General features: G+C 44.8%; 16 protein-coding genes, 4 tRNA genes and 1 pseudogene. 6 read left to right on the top strand and 15 right to left on the bottom strand.

Annotated features, from left to right (window positions below; all coding sequences use genetic code 11):
• Positions 1-63 precede the first annotated feature (63 nt).
• Positions 64-963, top strand: coding sequence for a PepSY domain-containing protein (locus tag MHB62_RS20870; RefSeq protein WP_015250814.1), 900 nt, complete (start codon positions 64-66; stop codon positions 961-963).
• Between the two features lie 160 nt (positions 964-1123).
• Positions 1124-1624: a PepSY domain-containing protein gene (locus MHB62_RS20875; protein ID WP_032722795.1), complete on the top strand. Its 501-nt coding sequence runs from the start codon at positions 1124-1126 to the stop codon at positions 1622-1624.
• On the opposite strand, the pseudogene MHB62_RS20880 reads toward MHB62_RS20875, so the two are convergent.
• The 14 genes and pseudogenes from MHB62_RS20880 to dnaB all read right to left on the bottom strand — a co-directional run bounded on the left by MHB62_RS20880 (position 1621) and on the right by dnaB (position 13041).
• Positions 1621-1751: pseudogene (locus MHB62_RS20880) on the bottom strand (hypothetical protein). The gene MHB62_RS20875 and the pseudogene MHB62_RS20880 sit on opposite strands and share 4 nt — an antisense overlap.
• Positions 1752-1771: 20 nt before the next feature.
• A complete protein-coding gene (gene htrC, locus MHB62_RS20885) occupies positions 1772-2974 on the bottom strand; it encodes a serine protease HtrC (RefSeq protein WP_015250812.1) in 1203 nt (400 codons plus the stop codon).
• Between the two features lie 81 nt (positions 2975-3055).
• A complete protein-coding gene (locus tag MHB62_RS20890) occupies positions 3056-3850 on the bottom strand; it encodes an MBL fold metallo-hydrolase (protein ID WP_003226939.1) in 795 nt (264 codons plus the stop codon).
• A gap of 21 nt (positions 3851-3871) precedes the next feature.
• Positions 3872-4714 (bottom strand): WalRK two-component regulatory system regulator WalI, encoded by an 843-nt coding sequence (gene walI / locus MHB62_RS20895; protein WP_003244037.1) that lies wholly within the window; start codon positions 4712-4714, stop codon positions 3872-3874.
• Positions 4701-6068, bottom strand: coding sequence for a WalRK two-component regulatory system regulator WalH (walH, locus tag MHB62_RS20900; RefSeq protein ID WP_032722849.1), 1368 nt, complete (start codon positions 6066-6068; stop codon positions 4701-4703). Before walH ends, walI begins: the two co-directional genes overlap by 14 nt.
• Positions 6058-7893: a cell wall metabolism sensor histidine kinase WalK gene (walK, locus tag MHB62_RS20905; RefSeq protein ID WP_009968432.1), complete on the bottom strand. Its 1836-nt coding sequence runs from the start codon at positions 7891-7893 to the stop codon at positions 6058-6060. Before walK ends, walH begins: the two co-directional genes overlap by 11 nt.
• A 7-nt stretch (positions 7894-7900) precedes the next feature.
• Positions 7901-8608: a cell wall metabolism DNA-binding response regulator WalR gene (gene walR, locus MHB62_RS20910; protein ID WP_003244363.1), complete on the bottom strand. Its 708-nt coding sequence runs from the start codon at positions 8606-8608 to the stop codon at positions 7901-7903.
• 383 nt (positions 8609-8991) lie between these two features.
• Positions 8992-9064: transfer RNA gene (locus MHB62_RS20915), tRNA-Phe, on the bottom strand.
• Between the two features lie 35 nt (positions 9065-9099).
• Positions 9100-9176: transfer RNA gene (locus MHB62_RS20920), tRNA-Asp, on the bottom strand.
• An 81-nt stretch (positions 9177-9257) separates the two neighbouring features.
• Positions 9258-9329 (bottom strand) — tRNA-Glu (locus MHB62_RS20925).
• A 9-nt stretch (positions 9330-9338) separates the two neighbouring features.
• Positions 9339-9414, bottom strand: a tRNA-Lys gene (locus tag MHB62_RS20930).
• A 223-nt stretch (positions 9415-9637) separates the two neighbouring features.
• Complete coding sequence (purA, locus tag MHB62_RS20935) at positions 9638-10930, bottom strand: adenylosuccinate synthase (protein WP_003226929.1); 1293 nt, start codon at positions 10928-10930, stop codon at positions 9638-9640.
• 205 nt (positions 10931-11135) lie between these two features.
• Entirely contained in the window at positions 11136-11555 is a 420-nt protein-coding gene (locus tag MHB62_RS20940; RefSeq protein ID WP_032722797.1) for a VOC family protein, read from the bottom strand.
• 121 nt (positions 11556-11676) lie between these two features.
• Positions 11677-13041 (bottom strand): replicative DNA helicase, encoded by a 1365-nt coding sequence (gene dnaB / locus MHB62_RS20945; RefSeq protein WP_003226923.1) that lies wholly within the window; start codon positions 13039-13041, stop codon positions 11677-11679.
• A 169-nt stretch (positions 13042-13210) separates the two neighbouring features.
• Between dnaB and MHB62_RS20950 the strand changes: the two genes are divergently transcribed.
• Positions 13211-13411: a DUF2188 domain-containing protein gene (locus MHB62_RS20950; protein WP_003226922.1), complete on the top strand. Its 201-nt coding sequence runs from the start codon at positions 13211-13213 to the stop codon at positions 13409-13411.
• Between the two features lie 47 nt (positions 13412-13458).
• Here the strand turns inward: MHB62_RS20950 and MHB62_RS20955 are convergent, their stop codons facing one another.
• Entirely contained in the window at positions 13459-13662 is a 204-nt protein-coding gene (locus MHB62_RS20955) for a hypothetical protein (RefSeq protein WP_015250806.1), read from the bottom strand.
• Between the two features lie 120 nt (positions 13663-13782).
• On the opposite strand from MHB62_RS20955, the gene MHB62_RS20960 reads away from it, so the two are divergent.
• The 3 genes from MHB62_RS20960 (at position 13783) to MHB62_RS20970 (ending at position 17368) form a co-directional block, all read left to right on the top strand.
• Positions 13783-13923: a YycC family protein gene (locus MHB62_RS20960; RefSeq protein WP_003242786.1), complete on the top strand. Its 141-nt coding sequence runs from the start codon at positions 13783-13785 to the stop codon at positions 13921-13923.
• Positions 13924-13995: 72 nt separating this feature from the next.
• Positions 13996-15204 carry a CynX/NimT family MFS transporter gene (locus MHB62_RS20965; RefSeq protein WP_032722799.1) on the top strand — a complete coding sequence of 403 codons (1209 nt, stop codon included), beginning with the start codon at positions 13996-13998 and terminating at the stop codon, positions 15202-15204.
• 106 nt (positions 15205-15310) lie between these two features.
• Positions 15311-17368, top strand: coding sequence for a glycosyltransferase family 39 protein (locus MHB62_RS20970; protein WP_160215006.1), 2058 nt, complete (start codon positions 15311-15313; stop codon positions 17366-17368).
• Positions 17369-17378: the final 10 nt, after the last annotated feature.

Genomic DNA, 17378 nt, shown 5'->3' on the forward strand with positions numbered 1-17378 from the left:
GCTTCGGCCTATACAATTGCCTTAGTTGGTACAGCCAACAATGAAATAAAGGAGGAATCTCACATGAATATCACTAAAGTTTTATCAGGAGCTGCACTGGGAACGATTATTTCAATCAGTTCTTTCACTTCTGCTCACGCCGCTGTCATTCAAAAGGATGATACATCAACGAAGGTTGAGACGAAGCAACAGGCTTCCATCACAATAGCAAAGGCAAAACAGGTTGCTTTGAACAAATGCAAAGGTACTGTTCAAACGGCCCAAATGAAGAAAGTGAATGGCACATACGTATATGTTGTGAAAGTTCTCGGTGAGGACGGCAAACAGCATACGATGAACGTCAACTGCAACAGCGGCAAAGTTGTGAAACATGATGTTCAAAAGAAACAAAGCTATATCAGCAAAACAAAAGCCCAATCGATCGCTTTGAAAAACTGCAAAGGTGCGGTTCAATCTTCTGAGCTGAAGCAAGAAAACGGTGTTTACGCTTACGTCGTGAAAGTAATGGGTGAAGACGGAAGCCTTCACACGTTCCATATCAATGGAGAAAACGGCAAAGTCGCAAAACACGAGCAAAAGAAACAAGCACATCTTTCTAAAACAAAAGCGCATCAAATCGCACTCAACAAATGCAAAGGCGCAGTTCAATCTTCTGAACTGAAGAAAGAAAACGGCGCATACATCTACGTTGTCAAAGTGCTTGGCGAAGATGGAAGCACTCATAAAATTCATGTCAACTGTGACAGCGGTAAAATCGTAAAACAAGAAGTGCAAAAGAAAAACGCAGCCGTTACAAAAACAAAAGCACATCAAATTGCACTAAATAAATGTAAAGGCACAGTGAAATCTACTGATTTGAAGAAAGAAAACGGCACATTCGTTTACGTGTTTAAAATCACTGCCCAAAACCACACTGAACATACAGTGAAAGTGAACGCTGAAAACGGAAGCATTTGCAAATAAAATAACTGCTTGCCAGCAGTAAAATAACTGAAATTCAACGTATAACACCAGTCTTGTTTTAACACAAAGTTCTAAGTTCATGTCTACCTTTTTCTAAATACTCTTTTAAACTGAACGTGTGTGACCCGCGTTCAGTTCTTTTTCTAAGGAGGACCTACAAATGAATATGAAAATATGTTCTGCAGCTGCTTTAGGCGCGGTCATTTCAATCAGTTCTTTATCATCCGCACACGCGGCTGTTCTGCATAAAGAGGACACTGCTAAAGTTCAAACCCAGCAGCAGGCTTCTATTACGCTCTCTAAAGCAAAAACTGTCGTTTTAAAGAAGTGCAAAGGCGCAGTTCAATCAGCACAAATGAAGAAAGCAGATGGCGTTTATGTCTATGTCATTAAAGTGCTTGGTGAGGATGGCAAAATTCACACCTTTAACATTAACTGCAGCAGCGGAAAAATCGTCAAGCATCACGTTGAAAATAAACAAGCCGCGATCACAAAAGCAAAAGCACAAAGCTTTGCGTTGAACAAGTGCATAGGCACCGTCACATCTTCTGCATTGAAGAAAGAAAATGGCACCTATGTGTACATCATCACCATCACAGCCAGCAACCACACGGTACAAACCATTAAAGTGAATGCTGAGAATGGAGGTATTTGCAGTTAACAGCCATTTGCTGCTGTTTCACGTGTAACATCCATCTTGTATTTTTCTTCATATTCGATATATCCTTTTCAACTGAACGGGCGTGACCCCTGTTCAGTTTTTTTTGCATATCAAAACAGCCTGGCAAACGATGCCAGACTGTTTTGATTAACTTCCTAATTGGTCTGCGGAGGACAGCTTGATGTCTACAGATTTTTCTTTTCCGCCGCGGTAAAACTTCACCTTCACCCGGTCACCGACTTTTTTCTGATAAAGCCGTTTTCGCAGGTCAACAATATCATTTACTTTGTATCCGTCAAATTCCGTGATGACATCCAGTTCCTTCAGCCCCGCTTTTCCAGCAGGTGAAAAGGCGTCTACACCCATCACAACCGCTCCATTGGTGACGTTCTTAGGAAGCTTTAATGTTTCATCCCAATGATAGCTTGCGATGTCGCTTAGGGATTTCATCTCAATGCCAAGGAACGGGCGTTTGACCTTTCCGTATCTCTCTAAATCCTCTATCACAGGGATCACGAGCTTAGATGGAATCGACAGGCCAATCCCTTCAACCGCCGACTCGGCAATTTTCATTGAATTGATGCCAATGACCTTCCCATCCATATTTAACAAAGCACCGCCGCTGTTCCCAGGGTTAATGGCCGCATCTGTTTGCAGGACTTCTGCGTTCCAGTCAGGCTGTCCATCACCGTTTGAATCTACTGGGATCGCCCTCTCCGTACCCGAGATGACGCCTTGTGTGACAGAGCCAGCAAACTCAAGGCCTAACGGGTTCCCGATCGCAATAACCGGCTCCCCAGACTTCACTTTATCTGAATTTCCGAAATCGGCGACTGCTTTAATCTTATCGCTTTTCACCCGTAAAACGGCAAGGTCCATCAGCTGGTCGCTGCCGACAAGATCAGCTGATACACGTGAGCCGTCTTTCAAGCTGATTTCAATTTGGGAAGCGCCTTCGATGACATGATGGTTGGTCACGACATAAGCGGAATGGTCATTTTTCTTATAGATGACGCCAGAGCCGCTCCCAGCCTCGCCGCTCTCTCCCCGTATATCTGATTTTTGGATGTTCACAACACCCACAACGGCGGGCGACACATTGCTGACAATCTTGGTGACCGTATTGTTGACACTGACATTCACCGTCCTGATTGATTCCCGGCCATTGTTGTTTTGCTGCTGATCTAAGGCGCCTGTATCTAGCCCTTCATTTGAAAGGTACGGCATGATAAACGCCATTAATACGGCACCGACAATCACGCCAATCAGACTCGAAAGAAAATATCCTTTTTTGCTTCTCTTTGGCTGTTCAGGAGTAGTATGTTCTTCCTCACGTTCGTAATCCACCATATTCCATCCTTTCCAAGAACGTTAATATGGTTATATTGTGGGTTAGAAACTCCTAGAATAGTCATGATTTACATAGAAAAATTATACAGCGCAAAGCGGAGTGGCCTTCTTCGGATCAGTGTCGTATAAGTCAAATGTCTCACCCGTCACAAATCCTTTAGAAGCCAATGTCTGCTGTACAGACATTCTTGCCAGCTCCTTCATGTTGTTGTCCTGGCTCAAATGCGCCAGGTAAATACGAGACGTCTCATCACCAATGACATCCGTCATCGCCAAGGCAGCATCTTCATTTGACACGTGCCCGACGTCACTTAAAATCCGCCGCTTAATGCTCCATGGGTATCTCCCCATTTGCAGCATACCGACATCGTGATTGCTTTCAAACACAAACACATTCGCTGAACGGATAATGCCTTTCATCCGGTCGCTGACATATCCCGTATCTGTCATTAATGCGAGCTTTCGGCCGTTATAATGGAATACATAAAACATCGGTTCCGCCGCATCGTGGGAGACGCCAAACGATTCAACATCAAGTCCGCCGAACGACTTTACCGTCTCCATCGGAAATACAAACTTTTGATCGGTGTCAATTTTGCCGATTTGATTCTCCATCGCTTTCCAAGTCTTCTCGTTCGCATAGATCGGAAGCTTGTACTTTCTGGCGACGACACCAAGGCCCTTAATATGGTCACTATGCTCATGCGTCACAAAAATGCCGTCTACATCATCCAGCTTACGCCCGATCTGCGCCATCAGCCCATCCATGGCTTTCCCGCTCAAACCGGCGTCCACTAAAAATGCGTGATCCTCTGTTTCGAGGTAAAACGCATTTCCCGTACTCCCGCTCGCAAGTACGCTAAATTGCAAGCTCATGTTTGTCTCACTCCATTATTTTCATTGATCTGTATCTAAAATCGTACTCTCCAAAGCATTCACAGTAAAATACTCTTGTACTGTCTTTTTCTCACCGTTCACTTTTTTCTCGTACTCGACCGTAATTCTCCATACCGGCGCCAGCACCTGCGTACTTGTCAGCGGATATTGTGCTACATAGCCGAATTTACAGCTCTTCACAGTGCTGTATTCTTTTAATTGATTTTGATAGTACAATAGCTCAACCGCATCCATTTCAGTAATTAAGCTTTCTTTCTGGATTTGCTTGAAGGTCTCAAGCGTAGTCTGGTCGTATGACACAACCTCGTTTTTACCGTTTAAGTGCAGCACCACTTGCCCGATCATATTAGAGGGATTGTCGGTCTTTTGGTAAATATAATGACCTTCGTACGTTTGGAAGAAAATAATTTCTTTCTTCGATTTATCAACCTTCCAAAGCTTATATTTTTCGCCATCTTGAATTTTCGAAGAAACAAGTGCCTGAGCATCGTCCTCGATATCCTTCTTTGATAGGGCGATTGGATTTGCAAACTTCATTTTCAGGCTCGTTACTTTATGATCATCACTAGGCATGTCCATTAAAGGCTTTTGATCCTTCAGCGCCTCAATTTCCTCCTTGGAGAAAGACTTTTGATTTGCCGTGATCCGATAACCTTCTGTCGCTTCCTTATTCAAACCTTCATACGTGATATGATCGGCCTTCATGTCATGCTCGACATCATTTTTAATGACTTCATATTCTTTGCCGGTAGCCTGCCATTTTTGAAAAAACTGATAGCCTAAGAAAATATCTAAAATGAGGAAGGCAACGATGAAGATTGATTTTGTCTTATTCCACTCCACTGTTAGCCCCCTCCTTCCTCAATAAATCCTTTGTAATCGGCACAATTTTTCCATTTACTTTCATCGCCCAAACCGGTTCCAGTTCAACGAGAGGATCATCATTGGTTGATGTTGATACCAATTGATAAGCAAGGAAGATCTGATCAATTTTGTCCGTATCATAAGCGGTTTGTTTCGAAAGCAGCATCCTCACTTCGCTGCCGCTCATGAGCTCTGTTTCACTTGTTTTAATCGGATTCGTTCCGAGACTGTAATTCGGCCGCTTATAGCTGAGAATATCATCATTCGCCCATTGCACCGTAATCGCCGATGTCGCTCCGAAAGGTTTGGCTGTGCTGTTAATGACCGGGATCTGATCCATAAAGATATAGAAGCTCAGCTGCTGGCTGTCATTGATATTGAAAAATTGATAGTGATCCGTCCAGCTTCCGGTATCCTCAAGGTATTTTTGGCTCTTTTTGATTAATTCACCTGTTTGATAGGATGTGCTCTGCACCAAATTGCGCTGCTGAAATTGCACCTGTCGCTGGCTTAGATTCACATCTAAACGGCTGATCCCATCTGTCAGCACATTTCTGTTGTTGTAATTCGAATCTTCTCTTACAATGCTCGGATCACTAAACAAAGCCTGCTTAAAGGTATTTGTTTTAATGGATTCTGTGACAAATTCTTTTTTGTCCATCGTAAGCGGTTTGTTCGGCAGCAAGAACTCTTTCTTTGAGCCAATGGAGAACAAACTGAACGCCGGCATATTTGATTGCCTGTTTTTCAAGTCGTTCATAATGTTCCGGTAGTTTGCTGATTCAACCGTCACTTCAAGAATGAGCTGCTTGCTGTATGACACCAAATAGATTTTCTTGTTCGCTTTTGTTTCATTGAACGGGATCAGAATATGGTCAAACGAACTGTATTCAAACGACTGATTAGACCATTTAAACAGCGTTTGGAAAATATCAATCGGAATCGTATCGCTGAATTGCAAGTCAAGCTTGGCTTCAGAACCGCCTATTCCATAAAACCAGCTTTTGAATCCAGCCTTGTCATACTGATCCGAAATATCTTTAATTCCTTTCACATCCCAATGTGGCAAGTCAGACCAAATTTCTTCATAGAGGGCATTGTCATCCACTTTGTAATGAGCGCCGTCATCATGGATAAACATGTCCCTTGGCCTTACCGTTTCAGACAGCTTTTGAGTGGTTTTTTCGATTTTATGTTTCACACGAACAGTAGACTCTGTTGAGGATGAGCCTTCAGAAAAGTTTGGCTGGAACGTCCATATCCCCCATGTAAAAACAAGACTGATGACGACGAGTACCGTAAGTAATATCGTTTTTATATTTTCACGCTTCATCCCAATCATCCTCTTGTTCCTCTTTATATGGAAGAGTAAATGTAATCGTCGTGCCTTTTCCTTCTATGCTGTCCGCCCAAATATCTCCGCCGTGCGCCTGTACCATTTCCTTGGCAATCGCCAATCCCAGACCGGTGCCGCCAAGTTTTCTCGTTCTCGCTTTATCCACCCTGTAGAAGCGGTCAAAGACTTTTTCGACATCTTTTTTCGGAATGCCGATCCCTTCATCCTTCACGCTGATATAGAGAAGTTCTTCCTCTTCATTGACATCAATCGAGAACGTGACATGTCCGCCTTCCGGTGAATATTTTAAAGCGTTAGAAATAATATTATCGAGCACCTGCGTAATTTTATCCTGGTCGATCTCGACGTACAGATCTCTGTCCGGCAGATTGCGGATAAACTCCACATGCTGCTCTTTTGTCATTTCAAAACGGTCAATAATAAGCGACATAAACCGGACAATCTGAATCCATTCCCGGTTAAATTGATAATCCTTACTGTCAAATTTCGACAGCTGAAGCAGATCATTGACAAGCCGGATCATACGCTCTGTTTCATTTTGTGTCACCATTAAGAAGCGCGGAGCAATGTCTTTATTTTCCCACGCGCCTTCAGCTAACGCTTCTAAATAGCTGCGCATTGTCGTAAGCGGCGTCCGCAGCTCATGTGATACATTCGCAACGAATTCTCTGCGTTCCTGATCCATTTTCTCTTGTTCGGTTACATCGTAAATGACAGCGATTAAACCATCAATTTTGCCGTGTTCCCTTTGAATCACAGAGAAATTCACGCGAAGCACCGTTAATTCATCATCGCGCTCAATTTCAAGCAGCATAGAATCCTGCTGCTCCACTAAATCTTCAAAAGTATAATTCTCTTGAAGCCCCAGCAAACTCGTAATCGGCATTTCTAAGGCTGTTTCACGTGAAACGTTCAACAGCTCCAGCGCCGGGCTGTTTAAGAGAATAATCGCTCCATTTCGGTTTGTAGCGATTACGCCGTCTGTCATATAGGCAATGACAGAGGCTAGCTTTCTGCGTTCTCCTTCAGTCATCGCCTGGGCATCTTCAAGCTCTCTCGTTAAGTGGTTAAACGTTGTGGCCAGCTGCCCAATTTCATCATGCCCGTACTTTTTAACCTTCCTCGAGAAATTCCCTTTCGCAAGCTCCATCGCCTGCTTTCGCATATCTGAAAGCGGATGGGTAATGGTTCTTGCCAGAAAAATACCGAGAAGAGCCGTCAAAACAAGTGCCAAACCTGTGCCGGACGCCAATATCGTGTTGATCGTCTTCATTTGATTAAAGACATCTTCCATACTCGCGACAACATAGATCGCGCCGACAACCTCTTGGTTTTCAGTCATGACGGGCTTCGCGGAAATAAGAACTCTGATTTTGCTTTTCGGGTCATAATATTTTCTTAAATACGACTGTTTGGTAGAAAAAATTCTTTTGAAAATCAGATCGGTCGTTTGTTTCCCTGCCACTTCCTCACCATACGGCTTTGAAGAACCGACCACTTCATAGCTTTTATCTACAAAGCTAATTTCCCGAACCTCATCACTTTTCGTGAAGTCATTCAAAATACGGCTGACGTCATCCTTTATGACGGTGCTGTCGTTATCGCTCTTATATTCTTGTTCGATATAATAAGAAAGGTTGTCGATTCGCTGATTCAGCGATTGTTCATAAGAGCTGATCAGCGACTTCTCTACCTGATTGACAAAATACACACCAATGATTTGCATGGCAATGATAATCAAAAGCACATAAATCAAGGTAATCTTAAATTGGATCGACCGAAAAAAACCAACCTTATTCATATGGTCATTAGTCCTGTTCTGGGTTTCTCAAGTAATAACCTACACCGCGGCGTGTGACGATCCAATTTGGATGGCTCGGGTTGTCCTCGATTTTTTCACGAAGCCGGCGGACTGTTACGTCAACCGTTCTGACATCGCCGAAGTAATCATAGCCCCAAACGGTTTGAAGCAAATGTTCACGAGTCATCACTTGTCCGATATGTTTTGCTAAATAATGAAGCAATTCGAACTCACGATGAGTCAATTCGATTGTTTCGTCTCGTTTTGATACAACGTACGCGTCAGGGAAGATGACGAGAGAGCCGATATGAATCTCGTTAGAGGAAGGCTCTTCCTCCGCAGGCGCTGTTGTCAGCTGGCGGCGCAGGTTCGCTTTTACACGTGCCAAGAGCTCGCGTGTGCTGAATGGTTTTGTGACATAGTCATCAGCACCGATTTCAAGCCCGATAACCTTGTCAATTTCTGAATCCTTAGCCGTCAGCATAATGATTGGCATATCGTATTTCTTTCTGACTTCACGGCATACTTCAACGCCGTCTTTATTCGGGAGCATAATATCTAAAAGAATTAAATCAGGCTGAAGCTCTTCTACCATTTCAACGGCTTCGTTTCCGTCGTGGGCACAGTGCACTTCATAGCCTTCTTTTCTTAAGTTAAATTCCAATATATCTGCAATCGGTTTTTCATCATCTACTACAAGGATCTTTTTATCCATCATTTTGATTTTCCTCCTGCCGAATGACTTCATTTCATCTATATAACATTCGTTTCATCACTTATGGCCCATGTAAAGAATGGGTCCTTGTCTATTATAACGGTTTAAGGTCAAAAGATAAAAAAAATAAAGGTTTAGAAAAAAAACACATGTTTCACCTTTATCGCCAGTTGTTTATCTATTGTCATGCTGGTCAACTTTTTTTAAAAAAGATAACTTTATTGAAACCTCCCCTCACCGGAGTGCGTCTTTATCAATGACGTCTTCTTCTTTGAACCGGCCGCAGGGCCGGTTCTCCCTTTTTCTTCTATTATAACACTCCTCATGTTTGCCTTTTTCCTAAAAGAAAAAACGCACCTACGATTGCAGATGCGTTTGGTAAGTGGCTCGGGACGGAATCGAACCGCCGACACACGGATTTTCAGTCCGTTGCTCTACCAACTGAGCTACCGAGCCAAATGTTTTATTTTTCTCTACTAAGTAAAGTAAAATGGCGGTCCGGACGGGACTCGAACCCGCGACCTCCTGCGTGACAGGCAGGCATTCTAACCAACTGAACTACCGGACCTTACAGTAATTGTCCGGAGAGCTGTCGTGTCAGCTCTCACAGACAAATAAGGAATTTAGCAATAACGCTAAAGTAAATCAATGACCCGTACGGGATTCGAACCCGTGTTACCGCCGTGAAAGGGCGGTGTCTTAACCGCTTGACCAACGGGCCTTCACGAAATGGTGAGCCATGAAGGACTCGAACCTTCGACCCTCTGATTAAAAGTCAGATGCTCTACCAACTGAGCTAATGGCTCTTAAAGATGTCGGAATTTCTATAGAGCAAACGACTTAGATCTAGTTCTTATCTCGTACTCTATTGAAGCAGTTTCCGTAACAACGAGATTTATAATATCACGAACAAATAGAAGTGGCAATAACTTTTTTGGTTTTTTTTCATATTTTTTTCTCAGACCAACTTATATGCGGCTTTCAAACAAAAACAAGCCCCTTAAATAGGGGCTTGCAGACATATTCTATTTAGTTCGCACGGTACACACTGCGAAGGACATTTGTTTGTGAGCGGTCTGGACCGACAGAGAAAATAGAAAGCGGAATGCCTGTCAGCTGAGACACACGCTCAAGATAATGGCGCGCATTTTCCGGAAGCTCGCTCAAGCTCTTCGCACCTGTAATATCCTCAGTCCAGCCTGGCATTTCTTCATATACCGGCTCACATTCAGCAAGTGCCTTAAGACTTGCTGGGAATTCTTCAATGATTTCGCCTTTGTAGCGGTATGCCACACAGATTTTCAACGTTTCAATTCCTGTTAGGACGTCAATTGAGTTCAGAGAAAGATCTGTAATTCCGCTCACACGGCGGGCGTGGCGGACAACAACGCTGTCAAACCAGCCGACACGGCGCGGGCGGCCTGTTGTTGTTCCATATTCGCGTCCGACTTCACGGATTTGATCGCCGATTTCATCTTTCAGCTCAGTCGGGAAAGGACCGTCGCCGACACGAGTCGTATATGCTTTTGATACACCGACAACGTGCTTGATTTTGGTCGGGCCGACACCAGAACCGATCGTGACACCGCCGGCAACCGGGTTAGATGACGTAACAAACGGGTATGTTCCTTGGTCGATATCGAGCATAACCCCTTGTGCGCCTTCAAATAATACACGGCGCCCTTCATCAAGAGCATCGTTTAAGACAACAGATGTATCGCAAACATACTTTTTAATCTGCTGTCCGTACTCATAATATTCGTCTAAGATATCCTCAAGTTTAAACCCTTCTGTCTCGTACATTTTCTCGAGAAGACGGTTTTTTTCTTCAAGATTGCGCTCAAGCTTTTCCGCAAACGCGTCACGGTCTAACAGATCCGCGATGCGAATTCCGATGCGGGCTGCTTTATCCATGTAAGCAGGGCCGATTCCTTTTTTCGTTGTGCCGATCTTGTTAGCCCCTTTACGCTCTTCTTCCACTTCATCCAATTTCAAATGATACGGCAGAATGACGTGAGCTCTGTTGCTGATTCTCAGGTTATCTGTACTCACGTTGCGCTCATGAAGATACGCAAGCTCTGTGACTAATGCTTTCGGATCTACAACCATTCCGTTTCCGATTACACACGTTTTATCCTTATAGAAAATTCCAGACGGGATTAAGTGAAGCTTATATGTGATTCCGTCAAACTTGATTGTATGCCCTGCGTTATTTCCGCCTTGATAACGGGCGATCACTTCTGCATTTTCTGATAGGAAATCTGTAATTTTACCTTTTCCTTCATCGCCCCATTGCGTACCTACTACAACTACTGAAGACATGTCCGTGCACCTCCGTTAACCTTTCAAAACGATTCTATTCAAACAAATCAAGTTTATCAGTGAAGAAACAGAAAGTCAATTGTAAATCCGAACATTAAATTATTGTAAATCTATATTCGTTCGCTTCCATTCGTTTTATAAGCGTTTTCTCACTGCTTTGTCATAAAAAGCTTGCGAAACTTTCATCCTTTAGCATAAGAAAGAATCACTTGCCTGATATCCCTTTTGAATTCATAAAAACGACCCGCCAGCCATCCGGGTCCTCTATCGTTACGCCCCCATTGCTCCAGTACGGGTTCTCTGATTCGACCTCTTGATAGCCCATGTGCTTTAGCTTTGAAGTGATCGCTGCCAGTTCATCTGCATTCGGCACATAAAAAACAAGAAGGCTGTCGGGATGGGGAACGGGGGCAGCGCTTCCCCCTTCATACTGGGTGAATTCTAAATGATAATCGGCATGAGGAAGGCCGAACATGACACCGTCATACCCGTTATGCTGTGAAAATTCTCCTATTCGTTTCAAACACAGTCCCTCTTCGTAAAAACGAATAATCTCATCAAGCTGGCCCGTAGGACGCGCAATTCGGATTTGTGCTGCTTGAAAAGACGAAAAACGTTTTCCCATATTGTTACCATCTCCTTTTTGCACCATTTTATTAAAACGCTTTCAAATTTTCATCCGCTGAGCGAACGGTATTTCTTCCATCTTTCGAATGAAAAAAAACCCCAAGAGCAGCTCTTGGGGCTTATGCGCCGGGCGGAACGCCTGCGTCATCAAAACGCCGTTCCAGGTTGACGAATTTGTTGTATTCTTTTACGAACGCAAGAGACACGGTTCCTACCGGGCCGTTACGCTGTTTGGCGATAATAATTTCGATAATATTTTTATTCTCGGTTTCTTTGTCATAGTAGTCATCACGATAAAGGAACGCGACAATATCCGCGTCCTGCTCGATACTTCCTGATTCCCGGATATCAGACATCATCGGACGTTTATCCTGACGCTGCTCAACACCCCTGGAAAGCTGAGAAAGCGCGATAACAGGGACTTGCAGCTCCCTCGCAATCGACTTCAGTTCACGGGAAATTTCAGATACTTCCTGCTGACGGTTGTCCTTTGAACGACCGCTTCCCTGAATCAATTGCAGGTAATCGATCAAAATCATGCCCAGCCCGCTTTCCTGCTTCAAGCGGCGGCACTTGGCACGGATTTCACTCACTCGAATACCTGGTGTATCGTCGATGTAAATCCCGCTGTTCGATAGGCTTCCCATTGCCATCGTCAGCTTGCCCCAATCCTCTTCGGTCAGGTTACCTGTACGGAGATTCTGGGCATTGATATTTCCCTCGGCACAGAGCATACGCATAACGAGCTGCTCGGCACCCATCTCAAGACTGAAAATTGCTACGCTCTCATCGGTCTTTGTCGCCACGTTTTGTGCGATGTTCAGGGCAAAGGCTGTTTTCCCTACTGATGGACGGGCAGCCACAATGATCAAGTCGTTGCGCTGGAAACCCGCAGTCATCCGGTCAAGCTCCGTAAACCCTGTTGGAATTCCCGTGATATCACCTTTTCGATTGTGAAGCTGTTCGATATTATCATAGGTCTGGACAAGGACGTCCTTAATATTTTGGAAGGCACTCGTGTTTTTGCGCTGTGCCACTTCCATAATCGTTTTTTCCGCTTCACTGAGCAAATCCTCGACCTCATCCTCACGGGTATACCCGTCTTGAGCAATCGTTGTCGCAGTTCTGATTAATCGGCGAAGAATCGATTTTTCCTCAACGATTTTCGCGTAATATTCTATGTTAGCCGCTGTCGGCACCGAGTTTGCGATATCTGTCAAATATGAAATGCCGCCTACTTCTTCCAGCAGGTCTGTGTTCGCAAGCTCTGATGTTACTGTCACCAGATCAACCGGTTCACCTCGGTCACCGAGCACCAGCATCGCATTATAGATTTTTTGGTGGGACATTCTATAGAAATCATCTGGAATCAATACTTCTGAAGCCAGTGTTAAAGCAGACGGCTGTAAAAAAATAGCGCCTAACACGGCTTGTTCGGCTTCTATATTTTGCGGAGGAAGCCGGTCATTCAGAAGGTCTGTCATGCTAAGCACCGTCCTCTCATTAAAAAATCTCCAACCTCCATTCTACCATTTCTACAGAAAAAAAATAGAAAAATTGTCTGTTTCCTGTTTTTTTCAGTTAGCAGATTGGATCGTTTCGGACAGTAACAAGGCGGGAAAAATGCAATAAAACATGAGGGAGGAATGAAAGATGATAAAGAAATATGCGATTACGCCTAATGTTGATGCGGACGGCTGGTTTATTGAGGTGGAGAATGTAGCGCCGACAGCTTTGTATACGTCTAAAGACGCCGCTATTGAAAAGGCCAAACAGGTGGCTAAGGAAAACAGTCCGTCTAAGCTTGTAATTTATGACCAGTTTAAAAATGTGGAAGAAGAACACTCATTTTAATGAATGAAAGCCTTCGCTGCAGCGAGGGTTTTTTAGCGGTTATCGGTTTATTTCATCCATTGGATGCCTATGTGCATCATCAAATCTGCCGCTTTTTGATACAGATCCCACTCCCCGATCGAAGCAAATTTCCCCATCAGCTCCTGAAGCTTTAGCCTCACTGCTATATATTCTTCGAAAGTGACAGCTTTTTCAGTGTCTATTTGGTGTTCCTTCAGCATTTGTTTTAATAAAGACAACGGTGCGTGCATAAGAACCCTCCTTACCTCTTTTATAACGGTCATTTTCCGATTGCTCTATTCCTTTGTGACATCTTCTTACATTTCACATCTGATTCTTGTACAATGGACAGAAGAGAGGAGGGATCTTTTGTGAGACCTTTGCAAATTTCTGCTGAAACTGCACAAAAGCTTGCAGAGTCCTTGAATCTGCCGCTTGAACAGATCATGCATATGCCTCAGCATATTCTGCTTGCCAAAATGGCTGAACTGCAAAAAGAGGACAAATCATAGCCTTCATTCACATACTTGCTTACCTGTTTCGGGATAATATCATGTATATGTTAGAAAAGAGGAGTAACTGCTTTGCCACATCCACATAATAAAAAAATCCAATCATTTTGGCTGATCACCGGCATTATCTTTATCGCCTTTAACTTACGGCCCGCGATCACTTCAGTCGGTCCGGTCATCAGCTCTATCCGGGCAGAGCTGCACATGTCCAATGGGGCAGCCGGTTTTTTGACCGCACTGCCGCTGCTTTCGTTTGCAGTTCTTTCTCCGCTTGCACCTAAGCTTGGACAGCGCCTCGGAAATGAGCGAACTTTATGGCTAGGTCTCGTGATACTGCTTATCGGTGTTTTGACTCGTTCTACCGGTTATACTGCCGCTTTGTTTTTCGGAACGGCACTTATCGGCGTCGGGATTGCGATTGGTAACGTACTTTTGCCAAGCTTAATCAAACATAAATACCCTGAAAAGCCAGGGATCATGATCAGCCTGTATACGACATCAATGAATATATTCGCAGCTTTAGCATCGGGTGTCAGCGTTCCTTTAGCGACCCAGATGAATGGCGGATGGAAACAAGCCTTTCTCTTATGGGGCGGGCTGGCTTTGCTTGCATTGCTGATCTGGATACCTCAGCTGCGCCATCGAGATACGGCAAACCAGACAATGAAGCTGCAATCCAGTTCCATTTGGGCTTCCAAAATGGCATGGTATGTCACCATCTTTATGGGCCTGCAATCGTTTTTATTTTACAGCAGCATCGCTTGGTTTCCTGAAATTCTCCGTTCACACGAGATTGATACGGCAACAGCCGGATGGATGGTATCACTCATGCAATTTGCGAGTCTGCCTTCCACTTTTCTGACGCCAGTTTTAGCTGACCGTGTGAAACAGCAGCGCGGTATCGTTGCGGCGCTGGCCTCAGTTTATCTGATCGGCCTCTGCGGATTATTAGCGGGCGGAAGTCATACATTGCTTGCCATCTGGATGATCATTATCGGTATCGGGCAAGGCTCCAGCATTAGTCTGGCGCTCACTTTGATTGGTCTCCGCAGTGAAAATGCCCAACAGGCCGCTGCGCTGTCAGGCATGTCTCAGTCATTCGGCTACCTGCTGGCAGCAGTCGGGCCAATCTTTGTCGGCTATCTCTTTGACCAGACGCATTCTTGGACGATGCCGATTGTGCTTCTCATTGCTGCCCTGATCGTAATGGGAGCAGCCGGACAGGGAGCCGGACGAGATCGATACATTTTTCAGTCAGAAAAACAAAGAAATTCAGCATAAAAAGCGGGGAAAATATCTCCGCTTTTTTCTTTGAATATTTATGGTTTATTCATAAGTTTTTCATATTTGTTTTTTACAATTAGACACCATAAAGAGGTGAAAAACGATGAAAACCAAACGATTCGACGCAGCCCTTATTTTTATTTTGCTGGGAGCAGCTTTTTTGAATACGTATCACATTTGGCAGGATGATACAGCGAACCAGTACTATTTGGCGGCTGTAAAAAGCATGACGCAAAGCTTCCATAATTTCTTTTATGCGTCATTTGACCCTTCTGGATTTGTGACAGTAGATAAGCCTCCTGTCGTGTTATGGATTCAAACGATTTTCGCACTGATTTTCGGTGTTCACACGTGGAGTGTCATCATTCCCCAGGCTCTTGCCGGAGTTGGGTCTGTATTCCTTCTCTACAGAATGATTAAGCCGACTTTTGGAATTGGGGCGGCCCGCATTGCCGCACTTGTCATGGCACTGACCCCTATCGCAGTAGCTGTCAGCCGGACAAACAATATCGACAGCATGCTTGTTTTTACCTTATTGCTCGGTTCAGCTTGCCTGTTTCGGGCAGTAAAACAAGGCAAGCTGGTTTGGCTGCTGATGGCATTTGCCCTGATTGGGCTCGCCTTTAATATGAAGATGATGCAAGCGTTTATGGTATTGCCTGCATTTGTGTTATTCTACCTGGTTGCATCTCGGGTTTCTCTGAAGAAAAAAATCGGGCCCCTGCTTCTGTCTCTTGTCCTTCTGACAGGCCTTTCACTCTCATGGGCGATTGCAGTGGATTCAGCCTCTTCCTCAAGCCGGCCTTATGTAGGAAGCAGCCAGACTAACTCAGTGCTAGAACTGGCCTTTGGCTACAACGGCACAGAGCGTCTGCTTGGGCAAACTACGGGCCTGGCAAAGGGTGATATGAATGCTGCTGGCGGAGGGAACATGCAGAATCAAGACAACATGCAAGCGCCAAATGGCAACGGTTCATCTTTTTCTCAGAACAGAAATCAATCATTCGGAAACCATTCACAGGCGCCTCAGCCGCCTAACGGACAAACCGGCGCTCTCAATGGAGGCGGAGGCACACCTCCCACAGGTGGCAACGGGCCTGGAAATGGAGGGCCTGGCGGTGGAGGCGGAAAAAGCGTGAATATGTTCGGCACCGGTGATCCTGGACCGCTTCGTCTTTTCCAATCAGCACTTTCCGGCCAAATCAGCTGGATGCTTCCATTCTCATTGATCGGATTACTGGGCGCAATCGTCAGCTGGTACCGTGATCGCCGCGGACATGCTGCTAAAATGAAAGAAACGCTATTCTGGGCGGCTTGGCTTGTTCCGGTGGCTGGTTTCTTCAGCATCGCAGAATTCTTCCACCAGTATTATTTGATTATGCTGGCACCGCCAATTGCCGCCCTTTCTGGTATCGGATGGTATACGATGTACCGCTTATATAAAAACAATAAAGACTGGTCCAGCTATCTTCTGCCGGCAGCCGTTCTGATCACAGCCGCGTTCCAGGTGTATATTCTGAGTGCTTATACAAGCCAAATCGGCAGTGTATGGATGTATGTCCTAGGGCTCTTAGGACTGGGCATCACCCTTGCACTTCTGATGCTTAAACGCAGCCATCCGTTCAGTAAGCAGCTGACCATCATCAGCTTGTGCGTTCTGCTTCTCACACCAGTTTACTGGTCAGCAACGCCGCTTCTATACGGTGGCAACAGCGTCCTTCCTGAATCCGGCCCGCAGCTCAAAGGCTCAGCAAACGGCGGGAACATGTTCTCTTCAGAGGTCGACAGCGGGCTCCTGTCCTATCTGAGAAAACACAATACCGGCGAAGAATATTTATTTGCTACTTTGACAACCGTAACAGCTGCGCCATACATCATTTACGAAAATGAATCTGTTATGGCAATGGGCGGATTTAACGGCACGGATCCCATTCTGACTGTGTCGGAACTGAAAAAACTGATCAAAGAAGGCAAAGTGAAATACTTCCTTCTGTCAGAAAACAACTCAGGCAACAGCGAACTTGTTTCCTGGATTAAGAAAAACGGAAAAGAAATAACATCTGACGAGTACAGCGGTTCCTCCAGCAGCACGAACAGCGTGCAGGGAATGCGAGGAGGACCTGGCGGAGAAAGCCAGCAAACTCTTTATCTCGTGGAATAAAAAAAAGAGG

The organism is Bacillus sp. FSL K6-0255, assembly GCF_045040725.1.
GTDB lineage: Bacteria > Bacillota > Bacilli > Bacillales > Bacillaceae > Bacillus > Bacillus subtilis.

What these genes read in the sequence shown, in the direction of transcription:
- MHB62_RS20870 (WP_015250814.1), top strand. Translation starts at nt 64, where the DNA reads ATGAATATCACTAAAGTTTTATCAGGAGCTGCACTGGGAACGATTATT.
- MHB62_RS20875 (WP_032722795.1), top strand. Translation starts at nt 1,124, where the DNA reads ATGAATATGAAAATATGTTCTGCAGCTGCTTTAGGCGCGGTCATTTCA.
- htrC (WP_015250812.1), bottom strand. Translation starts at nt 2,974, where the DNA reads ATGGTGGATTACGAACGTGAGGAAGAACATACTACTCCTGAACAGCCA.
- MHB62_RS20890 (WP_003226939.1), bottom strand. Translation starts at nt 3,850, where the DNA reads ATGAGCTTGCAATTTAGCGTACTTGCGAGCGGGAGTACGGGAAATGCG.
- walH (WP_032722849.1), bottom strand. Translation starts at nt 6,068, where the DNA reads ATGAAGCGTGAAAATATAAAAACGATATTACTTACGGTACTCGTCGTC.
- walK (WP_009968432.1), bottom strand. Translation starts at nt 7,893, where the DNA reads ATGAATAAGGTTGGTTTTTTTCGGTCGATCCAATTTAAGATTACCTTG.
- walR (WP_003244363.1), bottom strand. Translation starts at nt 8,608, where the DNA reads ATGGATAAAAAGATCCTTGTAGTAGATGATGAAAAACCGATTGCAGAT.
- purA (WP_003226929.1), bottom strand. Translation starts at nt 10,930, where the DNA reads ATGTCTTCAGTAGTTGTAGTAGGTACGCAATGGGGCGATGAAGGAAAA.
- MHB62_RS20940 (WP_032722797.1), bottom strand. Translation starts at nt 11,555, where the DNA reads ATGGGAAAACGTTTTTCGTCTTTTCAAGCAGCACAAATCCGAATTGCG.
- dnaB (WP_003226923.1), bottom strand. Translation starts at nt 13,041, where the DNA reads ATGACAGACCTTCTGAATGACCGGCTTCCTCCGCAAAATATAGAAGCC.
- MHB62_RS20950 (WP_003226922.1), top strand. Translation starts at nt 13,211, where the DNA reads ATGATAAAGAAATATGCGATTACGCCTAATGTTGATGCGGACGGCTGG.
- MHB62_RS20955 (WP_015250806.1), bottom strand. Translation starts at nt 13,662, where the DNA reads ATGCACGCACCGTTGTCTTTATTAAAACAAATGCTGAAGGAACACCAA.
- MHB62_RS20970 (WP_160215006.1), top strand. Translation starts at nt 15,311, where the DNA reads ATGAAAACCAAACGATTCGACGCAGCCCTTATTTTTATTTTGCTGGGA.